The sequence below is a fragment of the Janthinobacterium sp. Mn2066 genome, assembly GCF_049319705.1.
Taxonomy (GTDB): domain Bacteria; phylum Pseudomonadota; class Gammaproteobacteria; order Burkholderiales; family Burkholderiaceae_D; genus Janthinobacterium.
Genome location: NZ_JBMOUF010000005.1, coordinates 372,825 through 393,351, shown reverse-complemented (window position 1 = coordinate 393,351; position 20,527 = coordinate 372,825). Strand labels below are relative to the sequence as shown.

Below are 20,527 nucleotides of genomic sequence, written 5' to 3'. Positions count from 1 at the left end.
TTATTTTTATAGTACTTATTCTAATGGATAGACACGCTTGTTGGTGGCTAAAGTGGGCTTTAAGCCATCATTCCAAGTTGTGAGGCTCGGTATCACCTTCATTCTTCTCTCAGGCACACAGTAATCCACGGCCCGACAGCATCCACGCCGCAAACCTGATCATCTTCCACCCACCCTGCACGCGCATAAAAACGCCTGGCCCGGGTATTACTCACTTGTACTTTTAATGACAGTGTCGGCCCGAACTGCGCCACCACGGCCGCCAGCAGCAATGTTCCCGCGCCCTGGCCGCTGGCGGCCGGATGCACATACAGGTGATGCAGGAAATTATCGGGGGCTTCCCTGGCATACACGGCAGCAAAGCCGATGACCACGCCCTCGCGCTCGGCAACCAGGATGGTTTCATCCTGCGTCACAGAAAGAAAAGCGGCCACGTCATGTACGGGCCAGGCGCTGGCGCCAAACGCGACCCGGCCCGCCAGCGTCAAAATCCCGGCACAGACAGCCGCATCGGCCACCGCATACGGTCGAACAGCGATCATCCGGGTCGGCGCGCCTCGTAAAAGGCCAGGAATTGGGCCGCCGGCAAGGCCTTGGCAAACAGCCAGCCCTGGCCGAATTCCACTTTGCGCGCCAGCAGGTAGTCGGCCTGGGCCTGGGTTTCTATGCCTTCGGCCACGATCTGCATATTCAGGGTGCGCGCCATATCGATGATGTGCGGCGTGACGCTGCTGGTGGCGGCGTCGGTGGCGATGGTGTCGACAAAGGATTTGTCGATTTTCAAGGCGTCCAGCGGCAGGTTTTGCAGGCTGGACAGGCTGGAATAGCCGGTGCCGAAGTCGTCGATGGCCACCGCATGGCCGCGCGCGCGGGCTTTTTCGATGGTGGCGCGTGCTGCCTCGGCGTTGATAAAGCCGCGCTCGGTTGCTTCCAGCCAGATCTGCTGCGCTTCGATACCGGTGCCGGCCAATGCCCGCTCCAGCACGTCGAGCACCCTGCCCGTTTCGATATCGCTGGCGCACAGGTTGATCGCAATGTGCAATGCGCGGTCGGCCACCAAGGCCGACCGCATGTCGGCAATCACGCTGTCGATCACCTGGTCCGTGATCGGCAGGATCAAGCCATCTTCTTCGGCCACCGGGATGAACAGGTCGGGCCGTATCATGCTGCCGTCCGGGCGGCGCCAGCGTATCAGCGCCTCGGCGCCCACGCACACCCCCGTATCCAAGGCGATGATGGGCTGGTAATGCACAAAGAATTCGCGCTGTTCGACCGCCAGTTTCAGTTCGCCGCGCAAGGACAGGCGGCGGCGCGAGACCCAGACGACGCCAGCGACGATCAGTGCGGCAAATAGCAGGCCCAGCGGCAGCAAGACGATTTGTTCATTGCGCAAGCGTGCTTCGAGCTTGCTGCGCGGTTCGATGATCACCGCCTTCAGGCCGTCACCGGGCACCACGGCGTAAATGTTGTTGGCGTCGCTGCCAGCCCCTTCACGGCCCATCAGGCTTTTGACCAGCTCAGGATCGGGTTGATTCAGGGTGCCCAGCACGGCGCCGTTGACAGCCACCACGGCCAGCTCGATTTCCGCATCAGTAATCACGTCGGCAAAACGCACGGGATCGATCAGCGCCTTGTGCGACAGATAGGCCACGCCGACCATTTTCTTGCCACCGCTGACCACCGGATGCAGGTCGATATCCACGCCAACGCCATTATCCATGAGGAATTGCGGCGGACTGACCTTGATGACATCGTGTTCGATGCCACTCGACGTGCATTTGAGCAAGCCATTTTCCACGTAGCCGATATCATCGACGCTGCGCGTGCGTATCGTGGTGCGGCGCATGCGCTGGATATGCGCTTCGGAACACGGTGTTTCCACCAGCGGCTCAAAGCTGCGCAAGGCCGCGCTGGCGTCGCGGAAGGTGCGTTCGGAGCGCATCAGCGCGTGGCGGGCCAGCAAGTGCAGGCGTTGCTGCTCGGCCGCCACGGCGCGCTCCTGCGACCATAACCAGGCAACGGTGATCGGCGCGGCCACGCCAGCGATCGCGGCCAGCACGCCGAATATGATGATGCGGTTCCTGCGCATGCGCGCCTCCTGCCCTTGGACTGATTTTGTTAGATGATTGCCATGTATTTCTAGGTGGAATCATATTACAGCCAGGGCTTGCACATGTGAAACTTGTTGATTAGTTACATTTCAATCTTTGCCCTGGGCGCTGGCCTGGCCAGCATAAACACCAGTCCCGCCACTACCGCCGCCAGCGCGCCGGCCAGGTACAGCACGCTGGAAAAGCCATCGATGAACGCTTGCCGCCCCGCCGCCTGCGCCACCACCTGCATGGCGGGCGGCAACTGGCCGAACGCTTCGGCCGCATTGCCGGCCACGATGCGCCCTATCATGTCCGGTGATGCCGTCCAGCCATGGCTGGCCGCCAGGCGCTCGAACGATGCGGCCGTGCGCAGGGCCAGCACCGCGCCCAGCCCACCCACGGCCAGCACGATGCCGACAAAACGGGTCGTCGTGCTGATGCCGGAACCCATGCCGGAGCGCTCGCGGGGGATGCAGGCCAGGATGGCTTTTTGCGTGGTGCCGTTCAACAAGCCGGCGCCGGCGCCCGTCACCAGCATGCCCTGCGCCACCAGCCAGTACGACAGGCTGACGGCGGCCAACGCCGTCGCCACATTGCCGGCCGCAACGATCAGCAGGCCCGTGACGAGGATGCCCCGGTCGGACAATACACGCCCGGCCAAGGGCGCCAGACGCGAAAACACCACCATCGCCACGGCGAACGGCAGCATGGCGCAGCCGGCCACCACTGCCGTATAGCCAAACGCATTCTGCAGATACAGCGGCAAAAAGGTCATCAGCACCTGCGCGGCGATGGCGTAGCCGAACATGCCCAGCACGGCGCCCACGAACAGCCGCTGGCCAAACAGGGTCAAATCGACCATCGGCGTGCGCTGGCGCCGTTCAAACACGATGAACGCGGCCAGTAGCAGTGCACCGCCCGTAAAGCGCAGCATGGTGATGCGGCTGCCCCAGCCGGCCACGCCAGCCTCGATCAAGCCCCAGATGATGCAGAACAGGCCGGCCGAAAACAGCGCCGCGCCGATCGGATCGAAGCTGGCGTTGCCGGCGTCCTTCGATTCGTCCACATGGCGCGACACCAGCCAGATCAATATCGCCACCACCGGCAGGTTCAAATAAAAGATCCAGCGCCAGTTGATGGCGCTGGTGATCAGGCCGCCCAGCAGGGGCGCCACCGTCATCGCCACGCCCATCGCCGCGCCCCAGATCGACCAGGCCCGCGTGCGTTCGCGCTCGCCGTGGAAGGTGTGGCCGATCACGGCCAGCGCAGACGTCAGCAGCAAGGCCGCGCCGATGCCCTTGATGGCGCGGGCCACATTCAATACGGTGGTAGTCCAGGCCATGCCGCACAGCAAGGACGCCAGCGCAAACACGGCCAGGCCGAACAGCATGACTTTGCGCCGGCCCAGGCGGTCGGCGATGCTACCAGCGGGCAAGAGGAACGAGGCGAACGCCAGCATGTAGGCGCTGACCACCCATTCCACGTCGACGAAGCTGGCGTTGAGGGAGCGGGCAATCGATGGCAGGGAAACGGCCACGACATTGGTGTCGAGCATGATCAGCGCGCACACCCCCGAGCAGGTATATAAGGTCCAGTTGAGATTTTTCATGCCTGTATTTTAGGCAGGTCGATGTTATTTCCTGTTATAAGACAAGCGGCTTATAATTTCCCCATGGTGAATACAGAATACACAGACAAACAGATGGAGCTGCGCCACTTCCGCTGCGTGCTGGCGGTGGCGCACAGCCTGCATTTTGCGCGGGCCGCCGTGGAACTGGGCATTTCCCCGCCCGCGCTGACCAAGCAGGTACAGGAAGCCGAAGCCCTGCTGGGCACGCGGCTATTTCAACGCAGCAAGCGTTCGGTGGCGCTGACGGCGGCTGGCGAGTTGTTTGTACTGGAGGCACGGCGCGCCCTGGTCCAGCTGGAACAGGCGCAGGATGTGGCGCGGCGGGCCGGCCGTGGTCAACTGGGCCGGCTGGAAATCGGCTATATCGCCTCGGCGGCGTATTCCGGCGTGCTGCAAACGCAGTTTGCGCGTTTCCGCACTGCCCACCCCGGCATCCACATCAGCGCGCGCGAATATGCGATGGAATTATTGCCCGATCTACTGGACCAGGGCCGGCTGGACCTGGCCTTCGTGCGCCCGCCCCTGCACTTGCCCGACGGCCTGGACAGCGTGGTGCTGCTGCGCGACCGCTTCGTGCTGGCCGTGCATGCCGACAGCGTGCTGGCGCAATTGCCGGGCGCCGCCATCGCCCCCACCGTGCTGGCGCAGGCGGCCTTTATCGTGCCGGAACAGGAATGGGGAACCGTGGAAGTGAGCCGTCGCGGCGGCTTCGCGGCGCAGGTGGTGTCGCGCCCGGGCAGCCTGGTGGCGGTCTTGACGGAAGTGTCGTTGGGGGCAGGCTGCGCCATCGTGCCCCATTCCCTGATGGCCACCGTCAATATGCCGGGCGTGACTTACCGGGAACTGGCCGGGCCGCTGATTGCCTCGGAAATCGCGGCGGCTTACCGCCGCCACGAACCGGCGCCCGCAGCGCGGCTTTTTATTACGCAGTTGCGCGCGGCGGCGCTGGCGATGGCATAGAATTTGATGACGATCAGAGGTCTAACTGTACCGGGAGAAACGCATGACTGCCAGTAAGCGCATTGGTGTTGAAGAGATTCCAGGCCAGACACCGGGTGAAATGCCGGGCGAAATACCGGCCAGCCTGCTGCAGTTGCGCTTGCAAGTGAGCCTGAACGAAGAACACGTCTATCTGAGCATCATGCTCAAGGGCGGGCAAACGCTGGACCTGGGCGAACGCCAGCACCACTACTGCCTGCTGACGCTGGCACGCCTGCGGCTCAGCGATGCCCAGCGCGGTGTCGCCCCCGGCAGCCAGGGCTGGCTGGAGCGCCAGCAACTGGCGCGCATGCTGGGGCTGGACTCCGGCAACCTGGCTATCCAGCTCCACCGGCTACGCCAGCAGATCGCCCGCGCCTTGCCGAACGGCATGCAATTCGACGCGGTGATCGAACAGCGCCGGGGCGAACTGCGCATCGGCACACTGCCGTTTTGCATCGTGCGCGGCGCGATTGTCGAGGGAGAGTTCATGGTGCCGCGTCGGCCTGGCTAATTGACTGTCACGTTCCATCATCGGCCGTCGCCTTCCCTGCATCCTTCACTTCAGGCAGGAATAACATGGTAAATTGGCAAACTTGGTGGATCTGTGCCACCGATTGAAGCCGAACTCCTCTTTACATTGAAAATGCCGCCGCCATGACCACCCTAGCGTTCACGCAAACCTGGACTGACCTTAAACACAGGCTGATATTTGATTTCACCCTGTATCGGGTTGAGGAACATGGCGCCAGCATCGTCAAGATAAGCTTCGAAGGCGACCGCGAGCGCCGCGTGCATGAAATCCTTTTTCCCTCCGGCTCCGCGCGCCATCTCAATTTCCAGTTCAATCTCTCCACGGAAGGCGTGGCCTACGTCAAAGGCATGCTGCGCCGCGAGTTGATACATCATGGCGATGGCAACGTGTATATCACCGTCTTTGCCGACATCGTCTACGGCCATCAGGGCAGCCATGAGGAGCAGCATTTCGAAGGTCTCATGATCGCCATCAATTGCAATGAGACGCCAGTTGCATCCGAGCCGATAGCGCCGCCCCTGCCTGTGAATGCACCCGATTCCACGCCATGCCTGGCCGTCGGCGCAGAAGCGCTGCACCTGCACTTTATCTCTTATGCGCCTGCAATAGTGGACCCTTCGGACCCTCCGGGCAACACCCTGTACCAGGCCTTGCTGGCCGCACGCCCTGCCGGCCGCGAGGCAATGGAAGCGCTGGCATTGCGTTATATCCAGGGCGAAGGCCCATGGGAGCCCCCGTTTCTTGGCCTGCCCGGTGCGCTGCCGGCGCTGTGGCACGGCTATGTTGAGGTGGCGATGGCGGCGCAACAATTATGTAGCCAGCCACAGCGCTTGCGGCAACGCATCTTCACCCTGCTAGATGCCGAAACCGACGAGCAGCTCGCCGCACTGCTGGCCAGCCCTGCCTGCCACGACGCGACCGCAGCGGCCTGGCAAAGCTATTTTGCGCTGAGCATCATGCCAGGCCACGATAACGCACTGCTGAGCACGCTGATCCGCTTCCTGGGCGCCATCCACCTGCTCAATCACCTGTACCTGCCTGCACCATCCTCCCCGCCCTCGGCCACCACGCTGGCCGCGCTGGCCCACGCCTCCATCGTGCTGCCAGCCGCTATCTTCCCCTTGCCAGCGGCGAAAGATGCGGCAAGCAGCGCCTAAGGATGTGGCCGTTTCTTACACCATCAGCGAGCTGCAAATGGCGAGCCGGCACCTGTATCGACAACGCCATGCGCGACGAACGCAAGGCGGCAGGCAGCAAGCGCAAGCAGCAGCACGTGTCGGCAAACAATAAAGTTATCCATGAGGCAGCATGGTGGAGATGCTCTCAGGAACAGCCGCTAACGGCCACAAGCGACCATTTAGAGCAGAGTGACAATGTGTGAGCATTTCTGCCTGGCAATCCGCTATGCTCTCGTGCCGCTATCGGCCAGAAGCGGACTCTGCTTACACACCGCTACTTATTCATTTATCGATTAACCTGCCTAGTCAATTACTAGAACGGGCCGGGTGGCACAGTGTCGCCGGTTTTCGCAGATCCGCGAAGCATAATACTATTCGATTCCTTACCGAAAATTGCATTGCTTGACGCACACTTTGAAAATAACGCATGAACGAAAAACGACTGACCTATATTGCCGTGATGAGCGCCACGCTACATGGCCTCCTTGTTGCCTTCTTGCTGGCCTATCCGAGCGTGGCGATGATGCGCTTCTTCCAGGGTTTCGATCCGCAACGTTCAGGTTACCAAGACCACACCGCTTGGTGGGTTTTCTGGATCATGGTGCCGGCCGTCTTTGCACTGTTCGGCGGCATCATGACGGCGCTGTCCTGCTTAGCGTACAACCTGTCCGCCAAGCTGCTTGGTGGCGTTCGTTACAAGGATCAAACATGAAACACGCGTACCTAGTTGTGAGAGCTATCATTAGGTTGCAATGTAGCCATTTTCACAAGCAATCCGCCCGCTTTGGGGCGGCAGCAAACGGCCAAAAGCGCTCACCATTGTTGATCAACGATATCCAAGACGCTGTGAATTCACTTCATTGATCCGTCTGTTTCTGTAGTTCCATGAGCGCTTTGGGGTGGATTCAGCCTGGCGATGCAGCCGCTAGATTTTCACCCTGACAACCTGCTATGCTGGCCCGAACGGCTGGGTTTAGTCAAGAGCAGCTATTTATGGAAATTCAATTTACGCATCGCATACATATCGCCGACGGCCCGCTGAAAAAATATGTCTATCAAGCCCCACCAATTGTTGCCGTATTGTTGTATTTCTTTGCTGTGGCTTGCTGCTGTATATCTTGCAAACCATAGCGGGGTTGCGCTCATGGTCGATATCAAGACCGGAGAAAAACACTGTGTTGAAATGTTGGCACTTCACTTCCAGACGGTACAGTACAGTGAATTTCTCGGGCTTTTGGGTAGTGCTAGTGTCATTGGGGTGTTCTTGCTACCCGTCATAGCTATTTTCCTCGGAATTATCGACTTTAGAAGTCGTCGACGAAGAAAAGTACGGCAGTAGCAAGGTGCTGCTGGATGCGGGATGGTGCGCTGTGCGCGGTGGCAGAAAAACGCTGGCCAAATCTGTAGCGATGCCGCCCCAGCGACAACCCGTCGCATTCAGAGCAATCTCCCCAAGGCTAAAGACCTGACCTGCCTGGCGCGTGATGTATTGAGAACGCCGCCGCAAACAACATCGCGCGCCAGATCGGTTAAAGACGCCGCCCTGCGGTAAGCAAGGCGGCATGGATCATGGATCGATTTCAGGCGGCGGGCGGCGCAGGGCCAGATGTTCCCACACGGCCACCAACACCAGCACGCAAGTGGTGATGCAGGTCAAGATCAGCGGCGAGTACAGACGGCCATAGGCCATCGGAATCAGGGCCAGGATGATCAACAGGCCCAGCAGGTGCGACAGCGGCGGCGTGGGGCGGTCGTTGCTGACCCATTTGAATAGCGCATTGCCCAGCAGATACATGATCGGGCCGCCCAGCATGGCGCTGATGCCGGCAAAGCTGGTTTCCTCGGCATGCATCAGGGCCAGCTCGTCGGCCACGGCGCTGACGATCACGCCGCCGATGATCAGCACGTGGATATAGGTGTAGGCCACGCGGGCGATGCGGCCCGGCTCTTTCGAGTGAGAAATACGCTGGTGCCCCGCTTCGGCGCCCGTGTCGAAATAAATCCACCACATGGCGATGCTGCCGACCAGCGCCGAAAAAAAGCCCAGCCAGGCGCCGCCGGTCCATGCCATGCCGGAAAACGTGGCGCCCGTCACCAGCAAGGATTCGCCCAAGGCGATGATGACGAACAGGCCGCAGCGTTCGGCCATATGGCTGCCGTCGACATCCCAGTCGGCCGTCGAGGAACGGCCCAGGCCAGGCACGCGGAACATCATCCATGGACCGGCCAGGTCGATCAGCAAGGCCACCGCCCACCAGCAGATACGCAATTCCGGCTCGGCCAGGCCGCCGGCGATCCAGAAAATACCGGCAAACGCGGCCCACACGGCGATGCGCTGGAAGTTGCGGCGGCGCTCCAGCGTTTCAGTGCGCACGGCCCAGCAGGCAAACAGCGGGCGGCCCAGTTGCATCGCCACATAGGCGGCGGCAAACGCCAGGCCGCGCGTGCCGAACGCTTCGGGGATCGAGGCGGACATCACCAGCCCGCCCAGCATCATCACGAACAAGGCCACGCGCACGGGGATGCGCTCGGGATCCAGCCAGTTGGTGATCCAGGATGTAAAAATCCAGACCCACCAGACGGCCATCAGCAGGAATGCCGTCTGCAGCCAGCCCATGGCGCTCAGATGGGCCAGCAAGCCGTGCGACAGTTGCGTCACAGCAAACACGAACACCAGGTCGAAGAACAGCTCGATCATGCCGACCTTGCCGCTTTCGTGCCCGCCGCGCTTGCGCAGCAGGGATTTAGTCAATTCCATACAAGCTCTTTCTCTATTCATCGCTGGCCGTGCTGGCAACAAGCGGGCCGGCCAGGCGCGTCACGCGCGCGGTGAGGCGCATCTTACGGCAAACGGCGGCGGCGCCAAAGTTTTCGCTCTTATTTGCGTCCTTACTTGACGGGTGTCGGCAGGGGCAAGCCGGCAAAATGCGCCTGCAGATTATCGACCACCAGCTGGCCCATGGCGTGGCGCGTTTCCACCGTCAGGCTGCCCACGTGCGGCGTCAGCACCACATTGGGCAAGGCCCGCAGGGCGGCCGGTACTCTAGGTTCATCGCTGAACACGTCCAGTCCGGCCGCGCCCAGGCGGCCATCTTGCAAAGCGGAAATCAGCGCCTCTTCATCGACCAGCGCGCCGCGCGCGATATTGATCAGGGTGCCTTGCGGGCCCAGCGCTTCCAGTACCGCCTGGTCGATGGCCTGGCGGGTGGCCGGCGTGCCCGGCGCGCTGACGATCAGGTAATCGCTTTGTCCGGCCAGGGCCAGCAGGGAATCGGCGCGTGACACCGTGGTATTGGCCACCGGGCGCGGCTGGTAGTAGCGCACATGCACGCCAAAGGCGGCCAGGCGCAGCGCGATCGCCTGCCCGATCTGTCCGAAACCAAAGATGCCAGCCGTCTTGCCGCGCAGGCTGGACGCAGGTTTCAAGGGCTCGCGCCGCTCCCAGGCGCCGTCGCGCACATAACGGTCCAGCGCAGGAATCTGGCGCACACTGGCCAGCAGCAAGCCCAGCGCCACGTCGGCCACGTCATCCGTCAGCACGTTCGGCGTGGTGGTCACGGCGATGCCACGCTGACGGGCGACGTCAAGCGCCACGCCATCGAGGCCCACGCCATTGATGGCGATGATTTCCAGTGCGGGCAATAGCCCCATATCGGTAGCGTTCAAACCCAGCGCACCCGTGGTGACGACGCCACGGATACGCGGCGCCAGTTCGGCCAGCCAGGCATGGCGCTGTTCGGGCGCGACTTTCCAGGCATGGTGGCAGGTGTAAGCTTGTTCCAGTTGGGTATTGACTGAAGCCGATGGGCTGGCGGCGAGGATTAACAGGTCGGGTAGCATGGATGTCGGGGCTGAGTGATGGGTAGACTCAACTTAACATAATTGGCGGCTGGCCGGGAAGACCTGCCGTGCCAGTGCCTAGCTGCCGGGGCAAGGCACTTGCTTGACCTTGCCGCCCGTCTTGAAGGGATCGGCGCCGGCACCGGGATTTTCCGCCATGGCATAACAACGGGAGCCGCCGCCGGCCGAGCGCACGCGCGAGGCGGGCCGGCCATCGGCTGTCAGATACTCTTCCACCGTCAGCACGGGACCGCCACGGTAGGCGCTGGCAACGCGTTTCTGGAATTTGCTCTGGCTGTCGAGCGGCGCGGGCGCCAGCCACGGGGTGTCCTTGTCCACTTCCTTGCGCATGACCTTGTCGATGGCCGCAACGGACAAGCGCGCCCGCGCGCGCAAGTCTTCCACCACCGGGGCTGCGGGTGTGAGCGCCAGTTCATCCACGGCAGGCAAGGTGATTGTTTCGTTCACTGCTGGTGGACTCACGCTGGCAGGCGGCGTCTTGAAAGCTGGGGAGCGCACTGAGGGGCGCGGCGGGGAAATCGGCAGGGGCAGCTGCGTGGCCGCAATCGGTGTTGCCGGCCGCACCGGCATCAGGGTCAAAAAAGCGACTTCCGTATATTGCTTCAATTGCCGTGCCGGCAACAACAGGAAATACAGGCCCAGCCCATGCATGGCAAGGATCAGCGCCACGGCCGCGCCTTTCAGGCTCAATCGCCGCTGCTTTTTCTCACCGCTTTGCCCCTCTGCCAACCGATCCATGCTGTATTCCATAGACGCCTATACGCGATTCACTATTGTAATCATACTTTTAAGCAAGAATAGACAAATCCACAAGGTATCGCCTGGCACTACCTTTTTTACTCGATTCCAGTACCTCCGCCTTACCTGGCCGTCACCGCTGTTGCCAGAGCTGGCGTTTTTTTCACAAAAACTGCGGTATGCCTGCGCAAGTCAGTCTCAAGCTATATAATGATAATCATTCTCATTTATATTCAACCAACATCCACATGCGCCAATTTCACTGCACCCCTACCCCTTTCGCCCTGGCCGCCTTCTTGCTGGCCAGCGCCGCTGCGCACGCGCAAACAACGCCCTCCGCTGATACAGCGCAAGCGTTGCCCACGGTCACCGTCAACGCTTCGGCCGATGCCTCGGCCGAAGGCTTGTCGCGCGCCTATGCCGGTGGTCAGGTAGCGCGTGGCGGCCGCGCAGGCATCCTCGGCAATGTCGACATGATGGATTCGCCATTCAGCAGCACCAGTTACACGCAACAATTCATTTCTGATCAGCAAGCGCACAGCGTGGGCGACTTGCTGCAAAGCGATCCGGCCGTGCGCCTGTCTCGCGGTTATGGCAACTTCCAGGAAGTGTATGTGATCCGCGGCTTTGCGCTCGATTCGGACGACATCGCCTACAACGGCTTGTATGGCGTGTTGCCGCGCCAGTATATTTCCCCCGAATTGCTGGAGCGCGTGGAAGTGTTCCGCGGCGCCAGCGCGTTCCTGAACGGCGCAGCGCCCGGCGGTAGCGGGCTGGGCGGCGCCATCAACCTGATGCCCAAGCGCGCCGGCAATACGCCGCTGACGGAAGTGACGGTGGGCGTGGAAAGCGGTGGCCATACCTATGTGGCCACCGATGTGGCGCGCCGCTTCGGCGACAACCAGGAGTTTGGCGTGCGCGTCAACGCCGCCAAGCGCCAGGGCGAGACCAGCGTCAAGCGTGAAGACCACGATGTGGGCATGTTTTCCGTGGGCCTCGATTACCGCGGACGCGGCTACCGCCTGTCGGCCGATGCCGGCTACCAGAATTTTGACCTGACGGCGCCGCGCCCCAGCGTGGGCACCTCGGGCGTAGCGGGCGTGCCGGCCGCACCGGACGCATCCAGCAACTTCGCCCAACCATGGAGTTTTTCCAAGGAGCACGACGTCTTTGGCACGATGCGCGGTGAATACGACCTGGCCAGCAATGTCACGGCCTGGGCCGCCTTCGGCTCGCGCTCCACCCGCGAATCGAATAGCCTGGCCCAGCCTTCGCTCACTTCCCTGAATGGCGACGCCAGCTTCTACCGCTTCGATAATGCCCGCAAACAAGAAATCCGCACGGGTGAACTGGGTATCCGCGCCAGGCTCAATACGGGCGCCGTCAAGCACACCCTGGTGGCCAGCTGGTCGGGCCACTGGAACGAAGCAAAGAATGCCTACGCGATCAGCGATTACGCCGGCTTGCCGACCAACATCTATCACCCCGTCGATGCGGCCATGCCGCCTACCCTGCCACAAAACTCGGGCGGCGACATGAGCGACCCGCGCCTCACGCAAAAGACCATCCTGACCAGCTATGCCGTGGCCGACACCATGGCTTTCCTCGACGAGCGCCTGCTGCTGACGCTGGGCCTGCGCCACCAGCAAATCCGCGACGCCAGCTATGCCTATGGCACGGCAGCGCCATTGGCGAATCCCTACGACAAGAGCGCCAACACGCCCGTGGCCGCCATCGTCTACAAACTCGATAAAAACGTGTCGCTGTACGCCAACTATATAGAAGCACTGGTCAAGGGCCCGACAGCCGGCGGCACCTACGGCAACAATATTCCGGTCACCAACCTGAATCAAGTATTTGCACCGTATAAAGCCCGGCAAAAGGAAGTTGGCGTCAAGTATGACGGCGGCAAGCTGGGCATGAGCGCCGCCCTGTTCAGTACCGATGTGCCGCTGCTGGCCATCCGCGGCACCGAAGCGGGCCTGTTTGGCCAGCAACGCAACCAGGGGCTGGAATTGTCCGTGTTCGGCATGCCGGTGAATGGCGTGCGCCTGCTGGGCGGCCTGACCTGGCTGGACACCAGGCAAAGCGATACGGGCATCGCCGGCAATGATGGCAAGAAAGTGATCGGCGCACCGCAAACGCAGCTGAGCGCGGGCGCCGAATGGGACGTGCCGGGCGCGCCAGGCCTGAGCTTGAACGCGCGCACCATCTACACGTCCAGCCAGTACGCAGACCTGGCCAACACCAAGCAATTGCCGTCCTGGACCCGGCTCGACCTGGGCGCGCGCTACCTGACGCGCATCGCCGAGCACGATGTGGCCATCCGCGCCCGCATCGACAACGTTGCCAACCGTAACTACTGGGCCTCCGCCGTATCCTCGTTTGGCGCGGGTAGCCTGGTGCTGGCGTCGCCACGTACTTTTGCCGTTTCCGCAACAGTCGGATTCTAAGCTTCCAGCACCACACGCCTGTAGCCCCTGCGGCTACAGGCTTGATCAACATCAAATCACCGTTGTCTGATTAATACAGACATTATTCCCACCTGCCGCCGATTGAGCGCATACTGCAAGACGCATCACCTACCCTGTCAAGGAGTTCGCGTGAGCATTGCCAGCAGTCATCAGCACCTCCTGCGCCGCCAACCCATGCGGGTGCAACGCCTGTTTGCACTGCGCGAGGCCGTGCTGACCAACTGGGAGCAGCGCGTGCGCGCAACCGTGCAGGGCGCAGACCAGTTACTGACGCCGATACTGATCAATACCCTGCCCTCCTTCTTCGACAACCTGGCCGAAGCCCTGACGCCAGGCCATCCGCGCCAGGACGCCACCAGCAACAGCAATGTGCCAGCCGTGCACGGTAATGAACGGGCCCGCATGACCAGCTACGGGCCGGAACAGGTGATCCAGGAATACCAGATCTTCCGCGACTGTTTTGCCGACGCGGCGCGCGAAGCAGGCATTGCCCTGCGCCGCCACGACTGGCGCATCATCAATGCCTCGATCGACATGGGCATACGCGAATCGATACGCGAATTCACGGCCATGCATGAGGGATTCCAGCGCCGCATCGCGGCCGGGCTGTCGCACGATATGCGCAATCCGCTGTCCGTCATCACCACGGCGGCCCAGTTGCTGCAGCGGTACCCGGAAAGGGTCAATATCAGCGACCTGGCAAGCAAGATACTCGACCATGGCCACCGGCTCGACACCATGATCGAGGAATTGCTCGATACGCTCAGCTACCAGCAGGGCCAGTGTTTGCCGCTGGCCCTGTCGCAATTCGATATCCTGTCGCTGGCGCGCACCGTTTGCGCGCAGATCAACGGCCTGGTCACTTTGCCGCAAGGCGATAAATGCAGCGTGTCCGGCGTGTCCGTGACTGGCTGGTGGTGTGAAAATTCGCTGCGGCGCGCACTGGAAAACCTGCTCAACAATGCAGTGAAATATGGCGATGACGGCCCGATTACCGTGCATGTAGAAGAAACACACGGGCGTATGATCTTGACCGTACACAATACCGGCAGCCCCATCGCGCCGGAACAGACGGCCCGCATCTTCGAATACCTGCGCCGCGACCATCAGGGCACGCAGCCTGGCTGGGGCATCGGCCTGCCCTACGTGCAAAACGTGGCCGAAAGCCATGGCGGCAGCGTCGCCGTCGATAGCGCACCGGAAACGGGCACCACCTTCATCTTCGATATCCCCATCGATTGCCGGCCCTTTGTCGCGCCACCGCCCTGAATGACTGCCCGTGACGCACCACAGCGGTGCGCAAGAGCGGCGCATGCCACAAAAGTGATCGTTTTTAACACGATCCATCGCTAGCGCGCTGGCACGATTTCTGCTGAGCTAACCATGTCCACGGCTCAAGGGAAATCACAACATGGCAAATTTTTTTAATGAAATGACTGCGGATGAAGTGGGTACGGATGGCAAGGTACGCGAACACTACCGTGAATTCAGCCACTGGCTGCAACAGCAATCCCCTGACACCATTGCCCGCAAGCGGGCCGAAGCCGACTTGCTGTTCCGCCGCGTGGGCATCACCTTCGCCGTGTATGGCGACGATGCCGGCACGGAACGGCTGATTCCTTTCGACACCATCCCGCGCATCATCCCCGCCACCGAATGGGCGCAAATGCAAAAGGGCCTGGTGCAGCGGGTGCAAGCGCTGAACATGTTTTTGCACGATATTTATCACGAGCAAAATATCATCAAGACAGGCATCATTCCCGCCGAGCAAATCTACCGCAATGCCCAGTACCGGCCTGAAATGCAGGACATCGCCGTGGCCTCCGACATCTACGCCCATATCGCCGGGGTCGATATCGTGCGCGCCGGCCAGGGCGAATTTTATGTGCTGGAAGACAATCTGCGCGTGCCGTCCGGCGTGTCCTACATGCTGGAAGACCGCAAGATGATGATGCGGCTGTTTCCCGACCTGTTTGCGCGCAACAAGATCGCGCCTGTCGATCATTACCCGGACATGTTGCTCGACAACTTGCGCTCGGTCGCGCCGATCGGCGTCAACGATCCGACGGTGGTCGTGATGACGCCGGGCATGTACAACTCGGCCTATTTTGAGCACGCCTTCCTTGCCCAGCAAATGGGGGTGGAACTGGTGGAAGGCAAGGATTTGTTTGTCAACGACAATGCCGTCTACATGCGCACCACGCGCGGACCGAAACGGGTCGACGTGATCTACCGCCGGGTCGACGACGATTTCCTCGATCCGCTGGCCTTCCGCGCCGATTCTTCCTTGGGCGTGCCGGGCCTGCTGTCGGTCTACCGCGCCGGCCGCGTGACCCTGGCCAACGCGATTGGCACTGGCGTGGCCGACGACAAGTCGATTTACCCCTACGTGCCCGACATGATCAAGTTTTATTTGTCGGAAGAACCGATACTGAACAACGTGCCGACGTACCAGTGCCGCAAACCGGCCGACCTGTCGTATGTGCTGGCCAATCTGCCGGAACTTGTCGTCAAGGAAGTGCACGGCGCGGGCGGCTACGGCATGCTGGTCGGGCCCGCTTCGAGCAAGGCGCAGATCGACGATTTCCGCCAGCGCCTGCTGGCCAATCCGGGCGGCTACATCGCCCAGCCTACGCTGGCCCTGTCGGCCTGCCCCACCTATGTGGAGAATGGCATCGCGCCACGGCATATCGATTTGCGGCCATTCGTGCTGTCCGGCAAGACGATTTCCATGGTGCCCGGTGGCTTGACGCGGGTGGCCTTGGGCGAAGGCTCGCTGGTAGTCAATTCCTCGCAGGGCGGCGGCACCAAGGATACCTGGATACTGGAAAAAACCATGGCGTTTGGAGGAGAGCAATAATGCTGAGCAGAACCGCCGATCATTTATTCTGGATGGCGCGCTACACCGAGCGCGCCGAAAACACGGCCCGCATGCTGGACGTCAACATGCAAACGGCCATGCTGCCCCAATCGGAAGCCGACGCCGAGCAAGGCTGGCGCGCCACCTTGGGCATTTCCGAGCTGCAAAGCGCCTACGACGAGAAATATGGCCGCTTCCACACCCAGGACGTGCTCGACTTCATGGTGCGCGATCCGCACAACCCGTCCTCCATCATGGCCTGCCTGACGGCCGCCCGCGAAAATGCCCGGGCCGTGCGCGGCACCCTGACCACGGAAGTATGGGAAATCCAGAACGCCACCTGGCTCGACATGCAGAAGCGCTTGAAAAGCAACTTGCTGGAAAGCGATCCCAGCCAGTTCTTCGAATGGGTGAAATACCGTTCGCACCTGTCGCGCGGCGTCACCCTGGGCACCATGCTCAAGGATGAAGCGATCCACTTCATCCGCCTGGGCACCTTCCTGGAGCGGGCCGACAATACGGCGCGCATCCTCGACGTGAAATTCCATGGCGCCAGGGACGCGGCCAAGGACGTGCAGCAGCGCGACTTTTATTACTGGGCGGCCCTGCTGCGCTCCGTGTCCGGCTTTGAAATCTACCGCAAGGTCTACCGCGACGTGATCACGCCCGAGCGCGTGGCCGAATTGCTGATGCTGCGCGGCGATATGCCCCGCTCATTACTTGCCTGCATGGAAGACGTGGTCGATAATCTGCGCCAACTGCGCAACGATGTGTCGGCCGATACGGAGCGCTTTGCCGGCAAGCTGCACGCGCAGCTGAAATTCGGCCATATCGATGACATCATGAAAGCGGGTTTGCACCGGACCCTGACCGAGTTCCTGGAAAGCATCTATGAACTGGGCAACCGTGTCAGCCGCGACTTCCTCGTTCCCCTGGCGGCCTGATGCAGATCACCATCCGCCACGAAACCCGCTACAGCTACAGCGCGCCGCTGGCCCACACCATCCAGCAGCTGCACCTGACGCCGCGTATCGAGCCGCAGCAGCGCGCACTGTCCTGGCAGCTCTCCACGCCGGGCCAGTGCCACGCCTATACGGATGCGTACGGCAACCTGTCGCATATGCTGACCATCAATGGACACCACCAAAGCCTGAGCCTGGTGGCGCATGGCGTAGTGGAAACCATTTATCCGTATCAGGGCCGGCTGAACCTGGAAGACACCCTGTCGCCGCTGTTGTTTACCATGCCCACCCGGCTGACAGAGGCGGCGCCGGCCATCGTGGAGCTGGCCGCAAGCAGCTTGCCCGACCGCAACACGGCGGCCAGTACGCAGCATTTGCTGCGCCTGGCGGAAACCATCGCCGGCCAGGTCGCCTATGAAAGCGGCGCCACCATGGTCAGCACCACCGCCGCCGACGCACTGGCGCTGGGTCGCGGCGTGTGCCAGGACCATGCACACCTGTTCCTGGCTTGTTGCCACGCCTGGGGCATTCCGGCCCGCTACGTTTCCGGCTATATCGATCCGGAAACCACGGGCCACGCGGCCAGCCACGCCTGGGTCGACGCCTGGGCCGTGGACAGCGATTTCCAGGGATGGGTCAGCATCGACGTGACCCATGCGCGCCTGATGACGGACGCCTATTGCCGCCTGGCCATCGGCCGCGACTACGACTCCGCCGCCCCCGTGCGCGGCGTGCGCCAGGGGGGCGGCCAGGAAAGCATGTCGGTGGAGGTGCAGATCCTGACCCGCTAGCAGCCAGCCCGCCTGGTGTAGAATCCTTTCCCTTTGAATCTTTTACAACGCGCTACGATGACCTATTGTGTTGCCATACGTATCAATGAAGGCCTGGTTTTCCTGTCCGATTCGCGCACCAATGCGGGCGTGGACCAGGTGGGCACCTTCCGCAAGATGAGCGTATTTGAAAATCCCGGCGACCGCATGCTGGTCATGATGACCGCCGGCAACCTGTCGATTTCACAGGCGATCCGCCAGATCGTGGCCGAGCACGTCGATGCCGACGGGCGCAGCATCTGGAGCGTCAGCAGCATGTACGAGGCGGCCCGCATCGTCGGCGACGCCGTGCGCGCCGTGCACCAGCGCGAAGCCAAGGCCCTGGCCGACTCCGGCATCGATTTTAATGTCAGCATCATCCTGGGCGGCCAGATCGGCAGCGAGCGTTGCCGCCTGTTCCAGGTGTATTCGGCAGGCAATTTCATCGAATCGCACGATGAAAACACGTATTTCCAGATCGGCGAAGCCAAGTATGGCAAGCCCATCCTCGACCGCGTGATCAATCCCGCCACCCGCCTGGACGAAGCGGCCAAGTGCGCGCTCATTTCCATGGATTCCACCCTGCGTTCGAATATCTCCGTCGGCTTGCCGCTCGATCTGCTGGTGTATGAAACGGAGCGGCTGGCCGTCACGCGTTTTGTGACCATCGATGAAAAGAACCAGTATTTCCGCATGATCCGCGATACCTGGGGCGAACAATTGAAACGCGTGTTCGAAGGCATGGACGATCCCGTGTGGAACGCCGCACCGGACATCACGACGAATGTCTTGTCATCCGGCAATGTGCAGGGAAAACCCGTGCGCGTGGCCATTCCCGCCCATGTCGGCCGTGGCAGCCAGGAGGCAGTACCGCTGCAATCGCTGGCGCAGCAGGCGTTAGACGAGCGGCAATATTGATACAGTTGCGCCACTCGCGCACGCGCCGCTGGACAAGCCGCCTGGAGCGTGATCTTATGACCATATAGACAACACGCATAAGGTGGCGCAGATGGACCTGATCACTTTCGCCGTCGTGGCCGCCATCGGGCAGGGCGCGCCCGATCACGCTCCCGCAGCCATCACCCGCTATTACCAGCAGCTGAAGACAGCCATCGGCCAGCTCGACAGCGCAACTGCCATCCTGGCTGCCATCGCGGCGCTGGAAGCCGATGCTGCCTCCGAATCGCTGCGCCTGGCGCTGGCGCACGCCTTATCAAACGCCAAAGTAGCCGACGATATGGCCAGCCTGTTTGCCGCGCAAGGCTTGCTCGGCCAGTTGCCCCTGCCTTCCGCCAGCGCGGAAACAATCGAAAAAAGCGGCGTGGTATCGAACTACGCCGTGGTGAGAACGTATTTCGCCACCGACCGCCAGCGCGACCTGGGCAAGCCGCCGGCCCAGCGTTTCAGCGGCGCCCGCAACGCGCCCAGCGCGGAGCAGGACACGCTCAGCTATGGCTGTTGCGATATCAGCATCCCGCGCGACCACCGCATGGGCCAGCTGGAATCGCCGTCGCTGTGGCGGCTGGAGTTTCGCGACGATCCGGCCAAGCACGTGGTGCTGCTGACAGCCGAGGTGCAGGATGCCGGGACTTTTTATGCCGCCTTGAGCACGCAGATCGCCGGCTCGGCCGGCAAGAATGCCTTCTTGTTTATCCATGGCTACAACGTCACGTTTGAAAATGCGGCGCGGCGCACGGGCCAGATGGCCTACGACCTGGGTTTCGATGGCGCGCCCGTGTTTTACAGCTGGCCCTCGCAGGGCGACTTGTCCGGCTACACCATCGATGAAAACAATATCGAATGGAGCACGCCCCATCTCCTGGGCTTTTTAAGTGATTTTCTCGACAAGACTGCCGCGCAGCATGTCTACCTGATCGCCCACAGCATGGGTAGCCGGGGCTTGACGCGCGCCGTCGCCGCTTTGATGGCGGCGCAACCCGTGCTGGCGCAAAAGATTACGGAAATCATCCTGGCCGCGCCCGATATCGATGCCGCCATCTTCAAGAACGATATCGCCCCGCAACTGGCCAGCGCCCGCAATCCCGTCACCCTGTATGCATCGTCGGACGACCTGGCGCTGGCCGCCTCGAAAGCCGTGCACGGCTATGCGCGCGCGGGCGACAGCGGGCCGGGCATGCAAATCGTGGCGGGGGTGGAAACCATCGATGCCACCAAGGTGGACACGGGCTTTGTGAAACACATGTATTTCGCTGAAAAACGCTCGGCTTTGTCCGACATGTTTTACCTGATCCATAACCAGGCGCGGGCCGACCAGCGCTTCCTCGACCCCGTCGATACGCCTGCCGGGCGCTATTGGATGTTCAGGCCCTGAGTACGCATGCTAAGATACGGCCTTAGAGTGTGGCAAGGACACGGCGATCATGCCGCGCGCCCGGCTACCATAAGCAG

18 protein-coding genes are annotated in these 20,527 nt (G+C 61.7%); 11 read left to right on the top strand and 7 right to left on the bottom strand.

The window, feature by feature from the left end:
* Positions 1-98: 98 nt before the first annotated feature.
* The 3 genes from ACL9RI_RS12235 to ACL9RI_RS12225 all read right to left on the bottom strand — a co-directional run bounded on the left by ACL9RI_RS12235 (position 99) and on the right by ACL9RI_RS12225 (position 3,702).
* Entirely contained in the window at positions 99-542 is a 444-nt protein-coding gene (locus ACL9RI_RS12235) for a GNAT family N-acetyltransferase (RefSeq protein WP_422726843.1), read from the bottom strand.
* Positions 539-2,089 carry an EAL domain-containing protein gene (locus tag ACL9RI_RS12230; protein WP_422726842.1) on the bottom strand — a complete coding sequence of 517 codons (1,551 nt, stop codon included), beginning with the start codon at positions 2,087-2,089 and terminating at the stop codon, positions 539-541. The genes ACL9RI_RS12235 and ACL9RI_RS12230 overlap by 4 nt, the downstream gene beginning before the upstream one ends.
* A gap of 104 nt (positions 2,090-2,193) precedes the next feature.
* Positions 2,194-3,702, bottom strand: a complete 1,509-nt coding sequence (locus ACL9RI_RS12225; protein WP_422726841.1) for an MFS transporter — start codon at positions 3,700-3,702, stop codon at positions 2,194-2,196.
* 63 nt (positions 3,703-3,765) lie between these two features.
* Between ACL9RI_RS12225 and ACL9RI_RS12220 the strand changes: the two genes are divergently transcribed.
* The 4 genes from ACL9RI_RS12220 to ACL9RI_RS12205 all read left to right on the top strand — a co-directional run bounded on the left by ACL9RI_RS12220 (position 3,766) and on the right by ACL9RI_RS12205 (position 7,126).
* Positions 3,766-4,683, top strand: a complete 918-nt coding sequence (locus tag ACL9RI_RS12220; RefSeq protein ID WP_422726840.1) for a LysR family transcriptional regulator — start codon at positions 3,766-3,768, stop codon at positions 4,681-4,683.
* Positions 4,684-4,726: 43 nt separating this feature from the next.
* Positions 4,727-5,215 (top strand): hypothetical protein, encoded by a 489-nt coding sequence (locus ACL9RI_RS12215; RefSeq protein ID WP_422726839.1) that lies wholly within the window; start codon positions 4,727-4,729, stop codon positions 5,213-5,215.
* Positions 5,216-5,358: 143 nt separating this feature from the next.
* A complete protein-coding gene (locus tag ACL9RI_RS12210) occupies positions 5,359-6,393 on the top strand; it encodes a hypothetical protein (RefSeq protein ID WP_422726838.1) in 1,035 nt (344 codons plus the stop codon).
* A gap of 448 nt (positions 6,394-6,841) precedes the next feature.
* Positions 6,842-7,126 (top strand): hypothetical protein, encoded by a 285-nt coding sequence (locus ACL9RI_RS12205; protein ID WP_422726837.1) that lies wholly within the window; start codon positions 6,842-6,844, stop codon positions 7,124-7,126.
* A 275-nt stretch (positions 7,127-7,401) separates the two neighbouring features.
* On the opposite strand, the gene ACL9RI_RS12200 is transcribed toward ACL9RI_RS12205, so the two are convergent.
* The 4 genes from ACL9RI_RS12200 to ACL9RI_RS12185 form a co-directional block, all read right to left on the bottom strand.
* The gene (locus tag ACL9RI_RS12200) at positions 7,402-7,560 is read right to left on the bottom strand and encodes a hypothetical protein (RefSeq protein ID WP_422726836.1); all 159 of its coding nucleotides are present in this window, start codon (positions 7,558-7,560) and stop codon (positions 7,402-7,404) included.
* A 421-nt stretch (positions 7,561-7,981) separates the two neighbouring features.
* Positions 7,982-9,166 carry a low temperature requirement protein A gene (locus ACL9RI_RS12195; RefSeq protein WP_422726903.1) on the bottom strand — a complete coding sequence of 395 codons (1,185 nt, stop codon included), beginning with the start codon at positions 9,164-9,166 and terminating at the stop codon, positions 7,982-7,984.
* A gap of 137 nt (positions 9,167-9,303) precedes the next feature.
* Positions 9,304-10,254 carry a 2-hydroxyacid dehydrogenase gene (locus ACL9RI_RS12190; RefSeq protein ID WP_422726835.1) on the bottom strand — a complete coding sequence of 317 codons (951 nt, stop codon included), beginning with the start codon at positions 10,252-10,254 and terminating at the stop codon, positions 9,304-9,306.
* A 78-nt stretch (positions 10,255-10,332) separates the two neighbouring features.
* Entirely contained in the window at positions 10,333-11,013 is a 681-nt protein-coding gene (locus ACL9RI_RS12185; RefSeq protein ID WP_422726834.1) for a hypothetical protein, read from the bottom strand.
* A gap of 248 nt (positions 11,014-11,261) precedes the next feature.
* Here ACL9RI_RS12185 and ACL9RI_RS12180 point away from each other — a divergent pair, with 248 nt between their 5' ends.
* The 7 genes from ACL9RI_RS12180 to ACL9RI_RS12150 all read left to right on the top strand — a co-directional run bounded on the left by ACL9RI_RS12180 (position 11,262) and on the right by ACL9RI_RS12150 (position 20,450).
* A complete protein-coding gene (locus ACL9RI_RS12180; protein WP_422726833.1) occupies positions 11,262-13,466 on the top strand; it encodes a TonB-dependent receptor in 2,205 nt (734 codons plus the stop codon).
* Between the two features lie 150 nt (positions 13,467-13,616).
* Positions 13,617-14,756 (top strand): sensor histidine kinase, encoded by a 1,140-nt coding sequence (locus tag ACL9RI_RS12175; RefSeq protein ID WP_422726832.1) that lies wholly within the window; start codon positions 13,617-13,619, stop codon positions 14,754-14,756.
* A gap of 142 nt (positions 14,757-14,898) precedes the next feature.
* Positions 14,899-16,347 carry a circularly permuted type 2 ATP-grasp protein gene (locus ACL9RI_RS12170; protein WP_422726831.1) on the top strand — a complete coding sequence of 483 codons (1,449 nt, stop codon included), beginning with the start codon at positions 14,899-14,901 and terminating at the stop codon, positions 16,345-16,347.
* Positions 16,347-17,291 carry an alpha-E domain-containing protein gene (locus ACL9RI_RS12165; protein WP_422726830.1) on the top strand — a complete coding sequence of 315 codons (945 nt, stop codon included), beginning with the start codon at positions 16,347-16,349 and terminating at the stop codon, positions 17,289-17,291. Before ACL9RI_RS12170 ends, ACL9RI_RS12165 begins: the two co-directional genes overlap by 1 nt.
* Entirely contained in the window at positions 17,291-18,100 is an 810-nt protein-coding gene (locus ACL9RI_RS12160) for a transglutaminase family protein (RefSeq protein WP_422726829.1), read from the top strand. Before ACL9RI_RS12165 ends, ACL9RI_RS12160 begins: the two co-directional genes overlap by 1 nt.
* Before the next feature lie 57 nt (positions 18,101-18,157).
* Complete coding sequence (locus tag ACL9RI_RS12155) at positions 18,158-19,036, top strand: peptidase (RefSeq protein ID WP_422726828.1); 879 nt, start codon at positions 18,158-18,160, stop codon at positions 19,034-19,036.
* Positions 19,037-19,127: 91 nt separating this feature from the next.
* Complete coding sequence (locus ACL9RI_RS12150) at positions 19,128-20,450, top strand: alpha/beta hydrolase (protein ID WP_422726827.1); 1,323 nt, start codon at positions 19,128-19,130, stop codon at positions 20,448-20,450.
* Positions 20,451-20,527: the final 77 nt, after the last annotated feature.